This is a genomic window from Gibbsiella dentisursi, from assembly GCF_039539505.1.
GTDB lineage: Bacteria > Pseudomonadota > Gammaproteobacteria > Enterobacterales > Enterobacteriaceae > Gibbsiella > Gibbsiella quercinecans.
In genome coordinates, this window is sequence record NZ_BAABDG010000002.1 from 58,427 (window position 1) to 77,271 (window position 18,845).

Here is an 18,845-nt window from a genome sequence, read left to right on the forward strand (position 1 = left end):
CGGTGACGACAGCCGAGGAGGATCCGCCTGTTGCTGGCGGATAATGATAACGCGGCCTTCGTTGATGTGTGGATGGGGATTTTCCCGATCCATCTCCGATTCTGCGGCTTGGCGTCAGCGCCCTGTTTCTGCGGATTTTTCTAGCGCTTTGATAGCGATTTGCCAGGCTTAATAGCTAGTTAGCCAGGCGTAGCCCCCGGGCGACAATCTTCTTGAATTCTGCGCACTGGGTATGCTCTTGTTCCGTACAGTTAGCGGCATGTTTCAGACCATGGCTTAACAGCCGGAGTTTGCGAATGGTGTTATCGATCTCCAGTGCCCGGCTATGCAATTTTTCCCGGTCGATAGTCAGCTTATCCTGCGGCCCGAACATCGCGGCCATTTCATCAAGGGTGAACCCTGCAACCTGACCTAATGTTATTAACTGCAATTTAATCAGCACATCTTCATGGTACTGCCTTCTCAAGCCGTTACGGCCAACAGATCGAATAAGCCCTTTTTTCTCATAAAAACGCAGCGTTGAAGGCACTACGCCGGAGAGTTTTGCGACTTGCCCAATATCCAGTTCTTTCATCTTTGACTTAAACCTGACTTCAAGTTGCACAATGACCGCCAGTTTAACATTTACAGATAAATGAGAAATAGCATATGGGTACTGAACTCATTTTTAGCATGGTTATAACGGGGATCGGCGCAACCCTGATTATGGATATTTGGACACTGTTTCAGAAGCACGTGTTGTGTATTCCAGCGCTGAACTATGCGTGGGTCGGCCGCTGGATTTTATGGATGCCGAGGGGGCGCTTTCGGCATGCCGCTATTGCTTCGGCACCGGCAAGATGTGCAGAAGGTGCGGTTGGTTGGGCAATGCATTATTTAACCGGGGTGGTTTTCGCCGGCATTCCCCTTGGGCTACGTGGCGCTGACTGGTTCTGGCATCCTACGCTCATAACCGGCCTGCTGGCAGGGCTGCTGAGCTTGTTCGCTCCGTTTTTAATTATGCAACCCGCACTCGGTTTTGGCATTGCGGCCGCCAAAACGCCACGGCCAGGGCGAGCACGCTTGATGAGTGTTTTAACGCATTTGGCATATGGTATCGGACTTTATATTACCGCTAAGGCGATCGTGATTTTTTCTTTATAGCGCAGATGCAGGAGCAGCGGTCGGCAATTTCTGCCTCGCTGAAATACGCCTTGAGCGCTGCAAAATCATTATCGGGCGCGTGGCTGGTGGCCACGTCTGTCAGCGATTCCGTCCAGGCCAGCGCTGCGCGCTCGCGTTCGCTGAACTGCGTGCCGGGCTTTGAGCAACTGGCGGATGCGAAGGGCGCCGCAGGGCGGTTTGCTGATGGGGTTTACTGGTTTCACAACGAAAGAACAGGCGGCGGCATCGGTTCAGCGCCTGAGGGCGGCACTGGCAGAATGTGATGAGTCGAGCTGATTAGCGCCAAAGCACCGGGCACAGGCCAACCTTGTGCCCGGTTGTTCCATCCGGTTATCACTGCCCGCCATTTGGTGAGATATCGAAGCCGAACCATTTTTCGCTGAGCGCTTTAAGCCGGCCGTCAGCACTGAGCGCTTTAAGCCCCGCATCAAGCCTGGTTTTCAGCGCGGGGTCATCTTTTCGTAAACCAATCGCAATTTCACCAAATGCTTTTCCTGAGAATAGCGGCCCGGTAAGGTGAGCCCCTTCCGTTTGGCCGGCCTTTATCGCTGCCTGCAGCACCGTAACATTCGCCAGAATGGCATCAATACGGCCGGCAGACAGATCGAGGCTGGCTTCGTCCATCGTTTTGTATTCCCTGACTTCAACCCCCTTAAAGTGTTCAGCTAAAAATGCCGAGGCGGTGGTTGAGGTCTGAACGCCAACAATTTTGCCTTTAAGTTGATCATTCAGTGCAGCAATAACCTCGTCCGCCCGGGTTTTGTCTGCATCAAGAGGCAGGGTTTTACCGTTGCCTGCCAGCGTATCCAGCCCGCCGCCGTTGACCGTCATAAACGTGTTTACCGCAACGGCATAAGGTGTGGAAAAACCAATGACGGCCTGGCGCTTGGGTGTAATGCTCATCGCTGCAATGATCGCATCATATTTTCCCGTTGTCAGCGAAGGAATAATACCGTCCCAGCTCTGAGAATAAATTTGGCAATTAGCCTTGATCTGAGAACAAAGTTCATGCGTGAGATCGATTTCAAAACCGTCTAATTTCCCATTTGCATTGGTAAAGCTCCACGGAGCAAAAGACGACTCTGTCGCAAAGCGAATGTTATCCTGTGAATATGCGGGGGAAGCAAACGAAATAGCCACTGATGTAAGAAGAAAAACGGTATGAAATTTCATGGTCAATAACGATCTCCGGTGTCGTGAGGAATAATTAATTTATGGTCTGGTGGAAATAACAGCATATTTAAATTTGGCCTGCATATACCAACGTCAGAAATAGTCTCTTGCGTTTTGAACATTGCGGTCGAATGAATTTTGCGGCGACAGGCGCTGCTCTGCTTGCCGGATAACAAATACAGCAGAAAAGTTCAGGAAAAGGTAAATCATCCCGGCAACGGCAAACACTTCTATCGGGCGATAGGTTTCTGATATGGTTTGTGCAGCAATACCGGTGACCTCCATAATCGTGATGGTAGAAGCCAGTGACGTTGCCTTAATCATCAGAATGATTTCATTCCCATAGGCGGGCAGCATGCGTACAAACGCCTGCGGGAGAATGATCCGCCGGTATATCAAGGAGGTCTTCATACCATAGGCGAGCGCTGCCTCAATTTGCCCTTTGGCAACGGTAATCATCGATCCCCGAACAATTTCTGCAACATAGGCAGCAGTATTGAGTGAAAGCGCAAGCACGGCACACCACCACGGTTGGCGTAAAAACGGCCACAAAAAACTGGAACGTACCTCCGGGAATTGGCTCAGGCCGTAATAAATTAAATAAATCTGAACCAGCAGCGGCGTTCCGCGAAAAATAGAGATATACCCTCTGGCAATCAAATCCGGCAGATAACGCCCTGAAATACGCATAAAGACCAGGCACATGCCAAGAATACCGCCAACACATATCGCCGTTGCCGCCAGTTGAATGGTTAATGGCACACCGGCCAGAAGGCGCATGAAAATATCAGCAAAAAAATTTAGCTCCGTCAGCATGCTTTACCTTCCTCGTCACGAGTCACTGAACGCATGGTGACGCGTTCGGCTTTTGCAAACACACGCCCTGAAAGCCAGGAAACAAACAGATAAATAACTGCCGCCGCCATATAGAAGGTAAAATATTTGTGCGTGGAGCCGCCGGCTATTTGTGCCTGCCGCATCAGTTCCACCAAGCCAATAATGGATATCAGCGACGTATCTTTTAGAACCATTTGCCAGATATTTACCATGCCAGGCAAAGCATGTTTGGCCGCAAGGGGCAGAACAATACGCCGTGTGCGCTGCATCATGGTCATACCAAAAGCAAGTGCAGCCTCAATCTCACCTTTATCAATTGCCTGAATCGCGCCACGAAATACTTCGGTTAAATAGGCACCGGCAACGATCCCTAGCGCGCATACGCCGATAAAAAACTCTGGCACGCCGACAAAACCTTCGGAACCAAAGAAACGGCTAACGGCCGTTAGTACCGTGGATGAACCGAAATAGAATAAATAAATGACCAGTAAATCAGGAATCCCTCGCAGCAGCGTAGTATAAATCCGGGCAAGCAGCCGTAAAGCCGGCACGCCCGATAATGCGGCATAAGCACCGCCGATGCCTGCCAGCATTCCTAGCAGCATGCCCGCCACAGCCAAAGAGAGGGTCATTGCTAATGCGCTGAGTAAAAGCGCCCCCCAGCCACCATCACCGAAATAAAAGAGTTCTATTATGGACATACGCTCCTCTGCCACAGGCTGGTTTTGTCAACAGTGTTACAATGAGGGATGTTTTCTGGGAAATTAAATATCGATAATCTTGCATTACCTAATGTTATTCTTATAAATAACATACTGAATTAAATGAATAATATTCTGTTTACTACCACGCGACGTGCCCTTTCTCTTCGCCTGTTGGCGAAAAGAGCACTTTCCAAACCGCCTCTGCTGTTGCCTGGCGTGATAGTGGTTTTGCCCCATTGGCGGCCGTATCTCATCGTTCACGGAAATGCACTGACATGCGCTGCAATCGCGATGATGAGCATATCCAGCACGAATAGTATGGCGACAAGCTTCGCAACAAATTTCAACCAGATGCCAAAGTTAATTCGCCCGACAGCAAGCCCCGCCATCAGGATCCCTGAGGTTGGCGTAATGATGCTGGTCAAGCCGGATGCAGCCTGGAATGCCGTGATAACGACATGGGGTGCCACGCCGGCAAACCTGGATAATTCACTGGTGATACCAATCGTTGCGCCAGCAAGCCCGGATGTGGAAGGGATAAAGAAATACATAGGCAAGTAAAACAGGTAAACAAAAATACCAAATACCGCAGGCGAAACCCCGGTAAGCGCCTGTTCCCCCCAGTGCAGGATCGTTGCGGTAATATGCCCGCCATCCATCACCACCTGGATCCCTTTTGCCAGCGCCACCAGCAACGCCACGCCCAACAGGTCTTTCGAGCCCGCGATAAAGCTTTCCACAATCTCTTTTTCAGATAACCGGGCAACCAGGCCAATAATAATAGACATGCCAAAAAACAACATGGATAACTCATTAAAATACCAAGTGCCAAGGGCGGGGACGTCACCCATGATTTTTCCAAAAAAAGTGTGACTGAGCCACGCCTTACCGGTAATGAAGAAAGTCCATTTATTATTCAGTGAATCCCATGGGATGATTGACACTATCATAATGATAAAGGTTAAACACATCAGCATCAGTGCCACTTTTTGCGTTTTCGTCATGCCTTCAATGACGGCTTCTTTTTTCCAATATTGTTGATCGTCATCCCATGTTTTTATCATTAAAGAGTTATTTTTATCTTTCTCCACACGCTGTGCGTAGCGGTAAAGATAAAGAATAGCGATAGTCACATTAGAAACAAAGATAAGTAAACGCCAGGATATGCCTTCCCCAAGGGAAATATTGGCTGCCGCCGAAGCCACGCCAGTGGCAAAAGGGTTGACGGTTGAGGCAAGTATACCAATTTCCGAACCCAGCAAAATGGTTGCTACTCCCGCCAGCGGATCAAGGCGAGTGGCGATCATTACCGGCAAAATTAATGGAATAAAAGCGACGGTTTCTTCGCCAAAACCGTAGGTGGAGCCACCAACAGCCGAAATAAAAAACAGAATAGGGATTAATTTTTTTGCATTCCCTTGCGAATTTTTTACAACACTGGCGATGCCGGCATCTAACGCACCTGTTTTCGCCATTACGCCCAGAAACCCACCTATGATAAGAATAAATAACACAACCCCCAGTGAAACAGAAAAACCCCGAACAGGCGACATCAGTATTTCAAATAATCCTTGTGGGTTTTTCGCTATAGTTTGATAAGTCCCGGCCTTTAATATCGCCGTTCCTTCAACCGTATCGTAATGACCGGCAGGGATAATCCACGTCATCACAGATATGGCGATGATAATCCAAAAAAGTATAGTAAACGATGATGGCAACTTGAGATTCATGGTGTTCCCTTGAAAAATATGGCTCGGTCAGGCTTATATAAATGAGCCGCTCCCATCCTTCGCTCACTATAGAAATACAGCGGGCTATTATGGATAGTTTTAGCCATTCACTTAATGCTGACCTGCCAGTAAAAATTTATCTGTGGCCCTGGGCTGATCCCTGCATATATATTCACACCGTATGTAGCCGCTCTGTACGTACGGTTCCCTCTTGGCTGGCTACATCAGTGTAGCGGTTTTGTCAGGCTTCTGATTATTCAGGATAGTTATTACGTTGCAGCCAAAAATACATCAGGGAAGATTAAAAAAATCAACCAGCGTGCCTTTATTTTTTTCACGGGCCTTTTTGCAGGCGTAATCAGCGACGATGATATCCTGGATCCCCATACCGATAGAACCGACGACGATAATGTCCTCATCGGATTTTCTACCCGTTGCTTTCCCTGTAATCACATCGCCAATTTCTGCCGTCACGCTCTCTTCTGAAAGCAACTGAATGGGTTCTCCGGTTTCTTCGGCATGATAGGTATTGGTTACATTGACGCGCTCGACGAAGCACTCTTTAAAATCAACAATAAAGCTATCAAATCTGTTGGCGAACTTATCATCCATGTCCCCCTCGATCATCAATAACGTTGATCCCTTATCAAAGGTGATATCATCATAGAGCGGCGTTGATGCCGTCGCAGCAGCAACGATAATATCCGCGCCGGTACAGGCTTCCTGAATGCTATCGTAGTTGACATAGCGAATAGCCGGGAAGATCTCTTTTGCCGAAGAGGAAAACCTGGCTTGAGCATCAGGGCTAATATCAACGAGACGAACTTCGGTAATACTTTCATTCAGTGCGGCATTGATCATGATAAATGCAGATAACCCCGTCGCACCGGCGCCAACCACCGTAAACACTTTCGAGTTTTGTTTTGCCAGATATTTTGCCATCACGCCAATTACGGCACCGGTACGCGCCGCTGTGATATACGTACCATCCATAATGGCATAAGGTGCGCCGGTTTCTGTATTATGCAAAATAATTGTCCCGATCGTACTCGGCAGACAGTGCTCTTTCATATTATGTTTAAATACACTGACGACTTTAGCCCCGGCAATTTCCATTTTGGTCAGATAAGATGGCATTGAGTTAATATATCCTTCATGATGAGGATATAATGGAAGGTGAAGTTTCACCGGGTTAACGGCATTCCCATTGGCGTATTCAGCAAATGATTTTTCTACCAGATCCAAAACAAGTTGTGGCGTCAGTTCATCTTTTACCTGTTTTTCATTGAGAATAAGCACTTTTCCGCTATTATTGGTCATTAGTGACTCCTGCCTGTATTATTTTATTAATAGATTGTAAAAACAGCCATGCCCGGATAAAAAGCACGCTTGCACCATTTTTGAAGGTGAAGTGTTTAAATTTTTATTTAATGTTTGGCTTTATGTTTAAAACATTATTTCAAGGATAACGCTCATGCCATAAAATGGCCGTTTAAATTCAATATGATAAGTAATACAATAAAATATACCTGCCTAAAAAATAAAATAATCGCCGCTAACCATAACAAAATATTATACTGTGGCCTTATGTATTGAATCTTAAGCATAATTAATGGTAGGGTGGCGATACACCAGTGAGAGCGCTGAACTGTCACGGTTTTGATGTCTGGTTTGAGGAGAGACTATGCAGCCGTCACATCGTCTGAATCTCAGACAAGTTGAAGCCTTTCGCGCCGTTATGCTGACAGGCCAGATTACAACGGCAGCAGAGTTGATGTTTATTACCCAACCTGCGGTAAGTCGGCTTATTGCGGATTTTGAACGCGTCACCAAACTGCATCTTTTTGATCGAAAAGGTAATCGCCTGGTGCCCACATCAGCAGCATTTACGCTTATGCGTGAAGTGCAGAATGCGTTTACCGGCCTGGACCGCATTGGCAAAGTGGCGGAAGATATTGGCCGGAATTTTGCCGGGACGCTACGCATTGTCGCTATGCCTGCACTGGCTAACGGTATCCTGGCTCGTTTTCTGGCAAGGTTTGTTCGTAACCGGGGTGGTTTGCATGTTTCGCTGGAAGCGCTTCCTTCGCCCACCGTTATTGAACGGGTTGCCGCTGGCAACGTTGAGCTCGGCTATGTGGATTTTCAGTTTGAGCGCAGCGGTATGCTTTGCCGCCACCGTTCTATCGCCGGCGTGGTGGCTTTACCTTCACATCATCCGCTGTGTGAGAAACCTTTTATCACCCGTAACGATTTAGTCGGCGAGACGATTATTGACGTGGAACCAGGCTCAATCTTCTCCAAACGCGTCAGTGTTGAATTGGCCGGCATCAATAATAATTCAATGATTGAAACGTATTTATCCCATACGGCCTGCTCTATGGTCATTGAGGGAGCGGGTATCACGGTGACAGATTACTTTTCTGCGCGTGAATTTACTGACAGGGGGTTAACGATCAGGCCGTTTAAACCTTATCTTGAAGCCGGATTTACAGAAATAAAATTGGCTGAGAATATGAACGGCGATCTTGCCTCTGAATTTGCCGAAGCATTCTGGCATTTTCTTATGGAAGAAACCGCGTTGATTTAAAAATTAATTATACCCGCTAAATTTTCTCAGCTAAGACTGTTCCGCTATTGTATCCAATGAGTAAAACAGGGGCTTTGTAATGAAGGAATCCACTAAGTGCCAGAAAAAATACTTTCTTCAAGCTCAACGCCAGCCACTGAATCTTGCCCATGAAAAAAGCCGCTGGCGCGGCTATGCCATGCTAGCGTTACTTTATCAGCGTTACGGACCTGATTTTCCATTTGTTGTTTTCCTGTACCATACAGTCTGCAATGATATGGTCTTTTTTATCACCGAAAGCAATATATACATGGGTACATGCAGCATCAAAATCAGATGAAATGACATTTACTTGATTCCAGTCGTCATTATAATCCTGAGCCTTGATAAACATATCTGAATCTGGCATGTCCTTATCATTATTGTCACCGGCATAAAGCTTTTTTAACGACTTTATGGTGTCACTAGTAACATATTTATTTAACGAGGTAAAATCAGTTAAAGGGGATGCGTCTTTTTCAAGCTGCCCGATGTACCACTTGTTAAAATTCAACGCTGCACGTTCTGGCGGGGGCATTTCAGCAGAGGCCAGAGCGATTGGAGAAACAAATAAAAGCGAAATAAGTAAATTCTTCATATTAGTCATGCCTGTAAATTATATAAGCTGGATGTAATCGCCTATAGCCAGAACCGGGATACATAGCCGCTCTGTGGGCATCCCACATAAGAAACCTTTTTTTACATGTATGATGTGGCGATCTTTCCTGAAAAACATAAGGAAATCAAAGGTGCGATTGTAACGATATGCTTTATGCCGGCATATGTTCCCATAATGAACGGAATATCCGGGCTAGAGGGAATTACGCAGCATTGGCTGAATTTCCCCCTATATATTCTGATAGCACCATTGACTAGTACACTCTGGATGCTGTCACATCACCAACCGGGCTTTATGGCTACTCCCGTCCGAATTCAGATGCTTGGCGGTAAGGCAGCAGACAATTCTTATTTTTAGGATGGCGTGATAGCGTTATGATAAGGAAAGTTTAACTTTAGAAATGGTTTTTGAATATGATCCACTGTGAGATGGACTATAACAAGGGGAGCGCAGACGGCAAAACCGTAAAATTGCTGTGCTATGGCGTGGGAACTTTTGATGTGTTCTCTGGTGAAAACCCCACAACAAATATCGCTGAATGTGCGTTCAAAAATAAAGCGGCATTACCCCCTGGTAATTATTGGATTGTAGACCGTCCAACGGGTAGCTTTGCTAATAAGGCATTAAGTGCCATCAAGGATTGGCGAAATGGCACTGACCACAGTACATGGTTTGGCCTCTACGACAGTGAAACGATGAGCGATCACGTTTTTGTCAATGGTGTCGATAGAGGGGGCTTTAGGATCCATCCCTTACGCCCCGACGGTAGCGGGGAATCATGGGGATGTATCACATTCCCTACCGTGTCCCAGTTTGAGGTATTGCGCCGTGCTCTTTTAAGCACCAAAAAGGTGAAGGTTAAGGCGGGGATTATGGCATATGGACAGGTTGCGGTTAGAGGGAGAACAGACTATGAAAACTGCCGTATCAAGTAATCGCATACATCGGGTACTTTTTTTTATCGGTCTCTATCTTGCCTGCTTGGCCGTGGCCTTTTTTGTCACTCCTGTTTGGCGGTTGCTTGAGAAACTGTCTTATCGGGTTGATGATTTCCTGAACACTACCGGTATGGCGATGGCTGATGGAGAGTATGATCCTGCCGGGTTGTGGGTGTTGTTTGGTGTTCCCCTTTTGGCCGCAATCGTCATATTTTTTCTGTTCAGAAAAATCCAACGCTAATTCACTTTATATAGCCAAAATAATTCGAGTTGCAGGACAAAAACGCAAAAGCGTTTTTGTCCTGGCATAATTGATAATCTTTTACTCAATTAACGTTGCTAAGCGTCTATCCCATTAAGGCTGTTTTTACTTGCTATGTTCGCCCGATAAGCCGGACAAACGTCCGTTCAGCATGCGTGTTGTCTGTGCCCAAACGCGCTGTGCTAATAATGCCTATAGGGATAGGCTCTTAGTGACTGAATGGTTCATTCGCTTCTTGCCCTGGTTTGCTCTTGGTCAGAACGGGGGGAAGCGTTGAATTTGCCAGCGGCGCATTTTCCTGTTTTCAGGCAAGCGATGAGTATCATAAACAGGCGGCAGAGGATAGGATAACCTGTGTCAGGTTCCCAATAGCGTCAGGTGAGCCGCAGCAGGAAAGCGGGGTTTGATAGTATTGTTAAGACGGGCTAAAGTAAGAAGCCCGGCCAGCAGTGACTTTTTGTATGCCCTGTCTGGCCGGAAAATTTTCCCTGGTGTTGGCTGAATTAGCGGCCTGGCCTGATTGGTCAGTTTTTTTTGCCATCAACACAACTGAGTTTATTATAGGGTGTAGAACTGCTCGCGTAACTTGTACTTAAGTTCTATCAATACCTGTACTTAAGTGCATACATGCACGCTAAACGGGAAAAACGACCGTCAGGGAGCCTTTATGTTTTCGGTTTTCAGTAAAAATCATGCAATTATGGAGACACTTCGGGGCTATATCGATAGGAAACTGTCCCTGCTGGGCAACCCTGAATACGCCTACACCGTAGTCAACAAGAAAAAACCGTCAGATGTCCTGATTATTTCCAGCTATCCTGATGAGTGGTTTAATCTCTACCGCGCCAACAATTTTCAGCTTACTGACCCGGTGATACTGACCGCTTTCAAGCGTGTATCCCCCTTTGTCTGGGATGAAAACATCACCCTAATGTCAGACCTGAAGTTCACAAAAATATTCTCCCTTTCCAAAAAGTACAATGTTGTTAATGGATATACGTTTGTATTGCACGATCAGATGGGTAATCTGGCCCTGTTGTCTATCCTCATCGGCAGCAAAGGGGACGACAATCTGGAGCAGCGCCTGTCTTCTGAACGGGGGGCTATGCAGATGTTATTAATTGATATTAATGAACAAATGTATCGCCTTGCCGATTCAGTCTCACCTGGCAGGCAGCAGGATAAGGCGATCGAAGGCAAACCCATTTTTACCCCACGGGAGAGTGACGTACTGTACTGGGCCAGCATGGGGAAGACCTATAGCGAGGTGGCTGCTATCCTCGGTATTTCCGTCAGTACGGTGAAGCACCACATGGGGAATGTCGTCATTAAACTGGGTGTTAGTAACGCCCGGCAGGCCATCCGGCTGGGCGTTGAATTGGAGCTGATTACTTCGGCAGCGACAGCGGCCAGGTAACGGTGGATGGGGCAGGGCAGCCCAGCGCGCTGATGATCCCTGCGGCCATGTGATCCTGATCTTGCTGTTCCGTGGGAACAAATACCAAATAGATGCTTTCTTGCTCGCTGAGGAAGCCCTCTTTCAGTAGCCTGAAGCGCCATCCTGAACGCTTCAGGATGGTTAGCATCGCCCGGCTCACAATGGTGTAAATGCCGCTATGTGCGTTATGGCGTGCCCAATTGATCATGGCAAGAAATAACGCCCGGCTGATGGGGTAACGCTCACCGAGAAGTTGCCGGGTGCGTTCTTTATCGACAAAAAAGCGGCTTGATTCTATACCCGTATCGGGAAGGCATACCGAGCCAAAGCAAGAGTTGAACGTATGAGTTATCATATTGGGCTGCTCAAGGCCGATAAAGCGCACGCTGCAAACTAACTGCCCCTCACATAGCCCGAGAATGTAACGTGTCGCGGGGTTATCGAATTCATCAAACTCCATATCGCGGTTGCATACCACATCCCATCCCAGGCGGTCACTGAAAGTTTTTTTTCTCAGTCGGTAAAGCTCATTTGATCGTGTAATTTTTAGCTCTTCATAGCTGACGTCAAACAGTTCAAGCATTCCATCACCCTGTTTTAATTCGCGGAAACCTAGCGTAATTTTTCCATGCTGCGTGTCAGTATTCTAGGATTACCTTTGGAAAAATAAACGATTGTGCGATGAGAAAATACGCATATTTTTTAACTTATTGATATTATTACATCATAATACTATTTGAATGTGGTGGAAGCTGCTGCTTAAGTTCTTCTGCGCCAGTGGCCGGCTCGGGGAGGTTAAATCCGCAGGGGTAACAACAGTCAGGTAAAATGCATGAAAAAACAGATGGATTTAGAAATTGAAAAAGAAAGGGCTGTATTTACGTGATTTTTAATCATTAAATCGGCTAATTAGCCCATTAGCAGCCAATTATACAATACATCTGCGATAAACCCGGCGAATGAGGCGACAGCAACGAAAAACAGCCAAAACCTGGAAAAGGCTCTGATCGCGTCTTTACCCGCTGAATAGGTCGTCAGTACATCGATAAGCAAAACCAGGGAGCTCTTGGCAAACATGCAAACTGTGAATAACACTCGTCGTTCATCCCTATTATCGTATGGCCAGCGGAAACTCCACTTGGCCTTACTGGTGATATTGCCTCAGTAAGCCTTTTTTAACGTTGTTATGCGTGCAGCAAATACGCCAGGCTATATGGAAAGCATAACTCGCGGGATTTTCGCAAAAAATTCACTAAAAATGAAGACAAATCATTGCCGGTGGCTTCACACCGTTTGCTATGCCCTATTTACAAATACAGGGCCTGCCACTTCAGCAAAAATATTAATTATATAATTGGAAATAATTCCAATATGGATGGAATGGGGCAGGCGGTTTTTTCTGCTTTTCATTACGCCTTGTTGCGTAACCAGGGCGTTTCACTCACGGCGACTAACAACCCTTCTGGACTAAGGAAACGCGTTACCTTTTGCCCCCAGGGTTCTTCGCGGTTTGCGATCAGCAAATGATAGCCCGTTGCGATTAATTTTTCGGTCGCCATCGCAATATCGGCAACGTCGAATTCCAGCCATGCTTGCGGCACGGGCAGATCATCAGGCCAATCATCACGGCCAAAGCAGGATTGCGCCGCCTGGTTCAATGGCCAGAGTGCGAAATGCTTTATGCCCTCTAACGCCCCTTCCTCAACCAACAGGTAATCCGGGTTTTCGGCTAACGGCTTGAGCGGCAGCCCCAGCAGGTTGAGGTACAGGGCTTGGCTGCTTTTGCTGTCCGTTGTGATTGGCCCAAAGCCAGCTACAAATAAAACGCCGATATCAGGTAATTGGGGTTCCATCGGTATTGCTCCTTATTTGTGGGGAACAGTGTGCAGAATAACACGCCTGGATTTGTGTCTCTGGCAAACGGTTAAATTTCATAGCAATCCGGTTTTGCAAAAAGAATGCTCGCCCAATATAAGTGGCCGGGCAAGCCGCGCTGCCGCCCATCATCCTGCATAGCGATTATTCGAATCGGTGTTATGTTTAACTGGCTATGCAGGCAAGGTTTCTGGAAAACAAGGGGGAATGATTGAGAACGCAAAAAAGGTGCATGGGCTACGTGGCTATCGTTGTCGATGATTACGATCGGGCAATTGATTACTACACCAATAAACTGGGGTTCACGCTGGTGGAAGATACGCCGCAGCCGGGGAAACGTTGGGTGGTGGTAACGCCGAACCCGGAAAGCGACTGTAATCTTCTGCTTGCCAGGGCATCCAACCCGCGGCAAGAGGCTTTTATTGGCAACCAGTGCGGCGGCCGGGTGTTTCTCTTTCTGCAAACGGATGATTTCTGGCGTGATTACCACGCCATGAAAGCGAACGGCGTACATTTTTGCGAAGAACCCCGTCAGGAAGAATATGGCATGGTCGTGGTATTTGAAGATATCTATGGCAACCGCTGGGATTTATACCAGAATGCCTAAACCTGTTATTGAATACGCCACGCATGCAGAGATAGCCGCCGGGGCAGTGTGCGGCCCCGGCGGCGTAGTCTGCAGGTTATTTTTTACTGATAGCCGTAGGCTCATCAGAGAAGCGGGCATCGTGCGCATCACGCTCATAGCCCTGCTTTTGCGTCAGCAGCCCATAAAGCTCTGGCCGGCGGCCATATATCCAACGGCGGCCGGTGCTTAGGGGGATTAGCGAGAGATCGATGCTGCATGTCACCATATCATCCGTAATCGCCTCGCTTTCGGCCACGATACGGCCATAAGGATCGATGATCATCGCATTGCCGGTGCGTATTTCATCATCATCCAGGCCCACGCCGTTGCTGAATAAGATAAACAGCCCGTTGTCATGGGCGCGTGAGGGCAGCCAGCGCATCAGCCATCCTCGGCCATTTTCCCCGGCAAACGCCGCGCGCAGGCTTTGCGGATCGCGATGGCGGTTTTCCCACAGGGCTTTCGGGATCGGCTTCATACCGTACGGGCTACGGGAATGAGTGCCGCCAGTTTGGTGTGGCGCAATCAGGATCTCTGTGCCCAGCAGCGCCATTGCCCGTGCGTTCTCAACCAGGTTGTTATCCCAGCAAATCAATATGCCAATGCGTGCTCCCCAGGGCGAATCAAAAACGGTGAACCGCTCGCCTCTTGAAAATTCGGGGTGTTCAAACGCATGGATTTTGCGGTGGACGTGCTTTGTGCCGTCGGGCATACAGACCACGTAGGCATTATACAAACGGCCATCTTCCGCTTCTTCAATCAGGCCAACGCCGATGGCCATATCGTAAGCTTGCGCCAGGTGCGCAACCTGGCCGATCGCCGCGCTAGTGGCTACCGGCTCGGCAAGGGCCCGGACGGCGTGCGCAGGCAATTTGGGCACATGCCAGTAGCCTGTCAGGCACATCTCGGGGAACGCCAGTATTTTTACCTGCTCTTTGGCGGCCTGGTGAATGAAATTTTCCATGGTGGCGAGGTTATACGCTTTATCGCCGGCCTTGTGCTGGAACTGCACGGTGGCCACACGCAGATCTGTCTTCATTATCTTTCTCCTGAGCCAAGTTCAGTCAGGATTTCATCAGATTGGTCGATTAAGATATAATCAAATAATTTCCATCATAGATAACAAAACGGAATGGATATCAAGTTACTGAAGGCGATGGCGGCGTTGGCCGATCAGGGGAGCTACCGGCTTGCCGCCGAGGTGCTGTGTATTAGCCAGCCGGCATTGACCAAGCAAATCCAACTGCTTGAGCTACAGTTTGGGTTCCCGGTGTTTATTCGCGGGCGCCATGGCGCGACGCTGACGACGGGTGGCCAGCGCCTTTATGCCAGGGCAAAAAACCTACTGGGCGAGTACGATGCGTTGCTTCTTCATGCCGGTTATATTGCGGCAGGCAGCGCGGGGGAATTGGCGCTGGGGTTTGGGCTGTCTTTTTTTGGGCTGGCGCCGCAAGTGATTATGGCGTTTCGTGAGCGCTTCCCTGGCGTAAGTATCCGGCTGGATGATATACCCTCTGACGTGCAGTGCGCAGACATCCGCGCCGGCAGGCTCCATGCCGGTTTTGTCCGTTTGCCAGTGGCGCCGCCGCTGGATGCGGTAGCGCTATTAACCGAGAAACTTCTCCTGGCCGTGCCGGCCATGCCCGCGCTGGCGATCCCCGATAACCAACCTGAATTGGCCATGGCGAAGCACCCTTTGCTCCAGTTGGCGCCACACCGCGGGCGCGGGCTTGCCACGCAGATTAACCGCTATCTGGCATCACGGGCTATCGCGCCGGCAGTGGGGCAATACGCCTCTGATATCCATACGCTGCTGGCATTGGTTGCCGCCGGTAATGGCTGTGCGCTGATCCCGCAAGGGGCGCTTTCTATCACGCCGCCGGGTATCAGGTTTGTGCACCTTAGCGGCCCCCACACATCCTGGCAGGCCGGCCTGGCCTGGAATAGCGAAATCCGCGATCCGTTAAGGGATAATTTTATTAAAACCGCGCGACAGATCGCCGGGAAACTGACGCCTGGCCGCCAGGCTCAGTGAGCTGGGGGCGGCCCCGGTATTTCAAACCCGCAGTGCGGCAGATAGCACAACGCCAGGCAATCACGTGACTTTTAATTCGTCATAGGAAACCATTACGTGCTCGGCAAATGCCGGCCGCTGCGTCAGCCTTTCATAATAAGCGCGAATAGCGGGGAAGGCGGGCCGGGCAATATCGATATCAAAATAGCGGTAAAGAATATGCCCGAACTGTATGTCTGCCAGCGTGAGCTGCTCGCCGGCCAAAAAAGCCTGTTGCGCTAACAGGGATTCGGCGATATCCATTTTGGCGTGCAGAGTCGCAAGGGCCGCCTGGATGGCGGCGGCATCGCGATCCCGGCTGGCGGTTCTGGCAACGCGCCAGAACACGGGCGCGGTAAAGTTAAGGGCGATGTTCAGTTTGGCCCATTCGGCCCATTTATCCACCCTGGCACGTTCCTGCGGCTGTGCCGGCCAGAAGGCGCCGGTGGCATAACGGGTGGCGAGGTAACGCAGAATCGCCCCGGTTTCCCAAAGGGCTTCATCCTCTCCGTCTTTAAGTACCGGCACCGTGCCGTTAGGGTTCATGGCAAGAAAGGCCGGCGTATCGTTGCCGCCGTATTTATGCCCGATGTCCAGGCGTTTATACGGCAAACCTAATTCACCGACGCACCACATTAACGCCTGCACGTTCGAAGAGGTTTTTCTTCCCCATATTGTCAACACGCATACCTCCTTTGGCAATGAATCAACAATGGCTCGCGACAGCTTGCCTGGGGCTGCACGCGGTTCTGGCCCCATGAGTATTACCCTGCAAGGTTTGGGCTGCCAGGTCAATCGTCTTTTTCCGTCAGCGTTGCCAACGGCCGCTCCTGGAATGCGCGGCGGTAGGCGGAAGGGGTGACTTTTAATCGGTGTGCAAAGTGCTGGCGCATGACGGCGCCGGAGCCAAAACCGCACTCTTCGGAAATCGCCTCAACCGGAGCCGTAGACGTTTCCAGGCGCCGTTGTGCCAGAGCGATGCGTTCCTGCAGCAGCCATTCGCCGAGCGTCATTCCGGTCAACCGTTTGAATCTGCGGGTGAAGGTTCGCCGGCTCAGGGCAAGACGGTCGGCCACGGCGTCAATCGGGTGCGGCTGCTGAAGATTGGCCCGCAGCCAATCCAGCAGTTCGGCCATGCGCTTATCGGTCAGTTGTTTTGGCACCGGTTGTTCAATGAACTGGGCCTGTAGCCCCTCGCGGTGCGGCGGCACCACCAGGCGCCGCGCTACCTGATTGGCCACCTCATGGCCATAGTGCTGGCGCACGATATGCAGGCAACAGTCGATACCGGCGGCCACGCCGGCTGATGTCATCACGTTACCGTCTTCCACATACAGCACGCTGGCATCAAGCGCGGTATCCGGGTAGCGGCGGGTGAAATCTTCGGCCCATGCCCAGTGGGTGGTGGCTTTACGCCCGGCGAGCAGGCCGGCGGCCGCCAATACGTAGGCGCCCAGGCACAGCCCGACAATGCGTGCGCCGCGCATATGCGCCTGGCGCAGCGCATCCAGCAAAGCCTCCGGCGGGGTTTCGTTAACGTCGCGCCAACTGGGGACGACCACCATATCCGCCGACGCCAGCGCGGCTAACCCTTCGGAGCAGCTCACTGTGAAACCCGCCGTGGTTTGCAACGGGCCAGTTTCCGCTGCGCAGACATGCAGCCTGAACCAGGGGCGGTTGCCGTTCCGCCGTTCATCGCCAAACACCAGGCAAGGCACAGAGAGATGAAACGGGCTGATATGGTCGAAGGCGACGACGGTAACGATGGGTGAAGTCATTTTCCGGCTCCCGGGCGCGGCGGTAGTTTTGGCCCGATTATATCGAATATTGTCACTTGGGCCAATGGCGGCTCTCGCTGGCGTGGCGCACACTAGGCTGTGTCTCGCAATAGTGCGCGAGTGCCGCTGGCGGTCATTGGGCTGTGCGTCAAGGCGCAAGCCGTGAGGTTTGGCGGGCCCAAATAAACGGCGAGCAACGCAGGAGCGCGGCCCAATGGCCCCAGCCCGGAGGGTCGTGCCCCCAAAGCCCGTCCTCTGCGTTATCGGGCTTGAACATAGGCCCACTATGCCCTGCGCCCGCAGCCAAGATGACGGGCTTTGGACGCAACGACGGCACCACGACCTATTGCGGGACACAGCCTAATCACTCTTTCACTGATATACGGAGTTCATCATGGCCGCTTGCAAACGCGCGTTAATCGTCATTGACGTACAAAATGAATACTTCACGGGCGATCTGCCCATCGAATACCCCGATCGGCAGGTTTCACTCGCCAACATCGGCAGAGCACTGGATGCCGCCGAAGCGAATGGCATCCCGGTGGTGATTGTGCAGAACTTTGCGCCGGAAGATTCACCGCTGTTTGCTCGCGGATCGCTCGGTGCGCAACTTCATCCACAGATAGCAAACCGCCCGCGTGCCCTGGCGATTGAAAAATCCATGCCCAGTGCGTTCTCGGGCACCGGATTGGGGGAGTGGGTCGCCACCAATGGCATTGATACGCTCACGGTGGTTGGTTATATGACGCAAAACTGCGACGACTCCACCATCAAACACGCATTGCATGCCGGGTTGGCGGTTGAGTTTCTAAGCGATGCAACGGGAGCGGTGTCTTACGCAAACCGCGCGGGCAGCGCCAGCGCTGAGGAGATTCATCGGGTATTTTCCGTTGTGCTGCAGGCGCGCTTTGCGGCGGTGCTGACCACGGATGAATGGTTGGCCGTGCTGCAAAACGGCAGCCAGCCGGTGCGTGAAAATATCTATAGTTCGAATCAAAACGCGCGCCGTACGGCCTGATTAATTCCGCGTGTCATTAA

At 50.2% G+C, this 18,845-nt stretch carries 20 protein-coding genes and 1 pseudogene; 8 read left to right on the forward strand and 13 right to left on the reverse strand.

Going from position 1 to position 18,845, the window contains the following annotated elements; genetic code table 11:
- Positions 1 to 175: 175 nt before the first annotated feature.
- Complete coding sequence (locus ABFX35_RS00650; RefSeq protein ID WP_095848950.1) at positions 176 to 574, reverse strand: helix-turn-helix domain-containing protein; 399 nt, start codon at positions 572 to 574, stop codon at positions 176 to 178.
- A 74-nt stretch (positions 575 to 648) separates the two neighbouring features.
- Between ABFX35_RS00650 and ABFX35_RS00655 the strand changes: the two genes are divergently transcribed.
- Positions 649 to 1,143 (forward strand): DUF2938 family protein, encoded by a 495-nt coding sequence (locus ABFX35_RS00655; protein ID WP_279028957.1) that lies wholly within the window; start codon positions 649 to 651, stop codon positions 1,141 to 1,143.
- On the opposite strand, the pseudogene ABFX35_RS00660 reads toward ABFX35_RS00655, so the two are convergent.
- The 6 genes and pseudogenes from ABFX35_RS00660 to ABFX35_RS00685 form a co-directional block, all read right to left on the reverse strand.
- Positions 1,115 to 1,288: pseudogene (locus ABFX35_RS00660) on the reverse strand (carboxymuconolactone decarboxylase family protein); the annotation flags it as partial. The gene ABFX35_RS00655 and the pseudogene ABFX35_RS00660 sit on opposite strands and share 29 nt — an antisense overlap.
- A gap of 209 nt (positions 1,289 to 1,497) precedes the next feature.
- Entirely contained in the window at positions 1,498 to 2,337 is an 840-nt protein-coding gene (locus tag ABFX35_RS00665) for a transporter substrate-binding domain-containing protein (RefSeq protein ID WP_279028963.1), read from the reverse strand.
- Between the two features lie 93 nt (positions 2,338 to 2,430).
- Positions 2,431 to 3,153, reverse strand: coding sequence for an ABC transporter permease (locus tag ABFX35_RS00670; RefSeq protein ID WP_346078582.1), 723 nt, complete (start codon positions 3,151 to 3,153; stop codon positions 2,431 to 2,433).
- A complete protein-coding gene (locus ABFX35_RS00675; protein ID WP_279028962.1) occupies positions 3,147 to 3,875 on the reverse strand; it encodes an ABC transporter permease in 729 nt (242 codons plus the stop codon). The genes ABFX35_RS00670 and ABFX35_RS00675 overlap by 7 nt, the downstream gene beginning before the upstream one ends.
- Positions 3,876 to 4,135: 260 nt before the next feature.
- Positions 4,136 to 5,608 (reverse strand): YfcC family protein, encoded by a 1,473-nt coding sequence (locus ABFX35_RS00680; RefSeq protein ID WP_346078584.1) that lies wholly within the window; start codon positions 5,606 to 5,608, stop codon positions 4,136 to 4,138.
- Positions 5,609 to 5,899: 291 nt separating this feature from the next.
- Positions 5,900 to 6,928 carry an ornithine cyclodeaminase family protein gene (locus ABFX35_RS00685; RefSeq protein ID WP_346078586.1) on the reverse strand — a complete coding sequence of 343 codons (1,029 nt, stop codon included), beginning with the start codon at positions 6,926 to 6,928 and terminating at the stop codon, positions 5,900 to 5,902.
- A 364-nt stretch (positions 6,929 to 7,292) separates the two neighbouring features.
- Between ABFX35_RS00685 and ABFX35_RS00690 the strand changes: the two genes are divergently transcribed.
- The gene (locus ABFX35_RS00690) at positions 7,293 to 8,198 is read left to right on the forward strand and encodes a LysR substrate-binding domain-containing protein (RefSeq protein ID WP_279029329.1); all 906 of its coding nucleotides are present in this window, start codon (positions 7,293 to 7,295) and stop codon (positions 8,196 to 8,198) included.
- 187 nt (positions 8,199 to 8,385) lie between these two features.
- On the opposite strand, the gene ABFX35_RS00695 is transcribed toward ABFX35_RS00690, so the two are convergent.
- Positions 8,386 to 8,814, reverse strand: a complete 429-nt coding sequence (locus ABFX35_RS00695; RefSeq protein ID WP_279029331.1) for a DUF3828 domain-containing protein — start codon at positions 8,812 to 8,814, stop codon at positions 8,386 to 8,388.
- 449 nt (positions 8,815 to 9,263) lie between these two features.
- Here ABFX35_RS00695 and ABFX35_RS00700 point away from each other — a divergent pair, with 449 nt between their 5' ends.
- The 3 genes from ABFX35_RS00700 (at position 9,264) to ABFX35_RS00710 (ending at position 11,452) form a co-directional block, all read left to right on the forward strand.
- Positions 9,264 to 9,770, forward strand: coding sequence for a DUF2778 domain-containing protein (locus ABFX35_RS00700; protein ID WP_230472743.1), 507 nt, complete (start codon positions 9,264 to 9,266; stop codon positions 9,768 to 9,770).
- Positions 9,748 to 10,014 (forward strand): hypothetical protein, encoded by a 267-nt coding sequence (locus ABFX35_RS00705; protein WP_121556009.1) that lies wholly within the window; start codon positions 9,748 to 9,750, stop codon positions 10,012 to 10,014. The genes ABFX35_RS00700 and ABFX35_RS00705 overlap by 23 nt, the downstream gene beginning before the upstream one ends.
- A gap of 688 nt (positions 10,015 to 10,702) precedes the next feature.
- On the forward strand, positions 10,703 to 11,452 hold the full coding sequence (locus ABFX35_RS00710) for a helix-turn-helix transcriptional regulator (RefSeq protein ID WP_346078590.1): 750 nt from the start codon (positions 10,703 to 10,705) through the stop codon (positions 11,450 to 11,452).
- Here ABFX35_RS00710 and ABFX35_RS00715 read toward each other — a convergent pair.
- A complete protein-coding gene (locus tag ABFX35_RS00715; RefSeq protein WP_346078592.1) occupies positions 11,424 to 12,056 on the reverse strand; it encodes an acyl-homoserine-lactone synthase in 633 nt (210 codons plus the stop codon). The two genes, ABFX35_RS00710 and ABFX35_RS00715, sit on opposite strands and share 29 nt — an antisense overlap.
- Positions 12,057 to 12,882: 826 nt before the next feature.
- Positions 12,883 to 13,326, reverse strand: a complete 444-nt coding sequence (locus ABFX35_RS00720) for a VOC family protein (RefSeq protein ID WP_346078594.1) — start codon at positions 13,324 to 13,326, stop codon at positions 12,883 to 12,885.
- A 233-nt stretch (positions 13,327 to 13,559) separates the two neighbouring features.
- Here ABFX35_RS00720 and ABFX35_RS00725 point away from each other — a divergent pair, with 233 nt between their 5' ends.
- Positions 13,560 to 13,955: a VOC family protein gene (locus ABFX35_RS00725; protein WP_095845788.1), complete on the forward strand. Its 396-nt coding sequence runs from the start codon at positions 13,560 to 13,562 to the stop codon at positions 13,953 to 13,955.
- A 76-nt stretch (positions 13,956 to 14,031) separates the two neighbouring features.
- Here the strand turns inward: ABFX35_RS00725 and ABFX35_RS00730 are convergent, their stop codons facing one another.
- Positions 14,032 to 15,015: a nitrilase family protein gene (locus ABFX35_RS00730; RefSeq protein ID WP_121555928.1), complete on the reverse strand. Its 984-nt coding sequence runs from the start codon at positions 15,013 to 15,015 to the stop codon at positions 14,032 to 14,034.
- Positions 15,016 to 15,108: 93 nt separating this feature from the next.
- On the opposite strand from ABFX35_RS00730, the gene ABFX35_RS00735 reads away from it, so the two are divergent.
- Positions 15,109 to 16,011: a LysR family transcriptional regulator gene (locus tag ABFX35_RS00735; RefSeq protein ID WP_121555927.1), complete on the forward strand. Its 903-nt coding sequence runs from the start codon at positions 15,109 to 15,111 to the stop codon at positions 16,009 to 16,011.
- A gap of 60 nt (positions 16,012 to 16,071) precedes the next feature.
- On the opposite strand, the gene ABFX35_RS00740 is transcribed toward ABFX35_RS00735, so the two are convergent.
- Together ABFX35_RS00740 and ABFX35_RS00745 are read right to left on the reverse strand one after the other, a co-directional pair.
- On the reverse strand, positions 16,072 to 16,713 hold the full coding sequence (locus tag ABFX35_RS00740) for a glutathione S-transferase family protein (protein WP_095845785.1): 642 nt from the start codon (positions 16,711 to 16,713) through the stop codon (positions 16,072 to 16,074).
- 107 nt (positions 16,714 to 16,820) lie between these two features.
- Complete coding sequence (locus ABFX35_RS00745; protein WP_346078595.1) at positions 16,821 to 17,807, reverse strand: helix-turn-helix domain-containing protein; 987 nt, start codon at positions 17,805 to 17,807, stop codon at positions 16,821 to 16,823.
- A 394-nt stretch (positions 17,808 to 18,201) separates the two neighbouring features.
- Here ABFX35_RS00745 and ABFX35_RS00750 point away from each other — a divergent pair, with 394 nt between their 5' ends.
- On the forward strand, positions 18,202 to 18,825 hold the full coding sequence (locus ABFX35_RS00750) for a cysteine hydrolase family protein (RefSeq protein ID WP_346078597.1): 624 nt from the start codon (positions 18,202 to 18,204) through the stop codon (positions 18,823 to 18,825).
- Positions 18,826 to 18,845 lie beyond the last annotated feature (20 nt).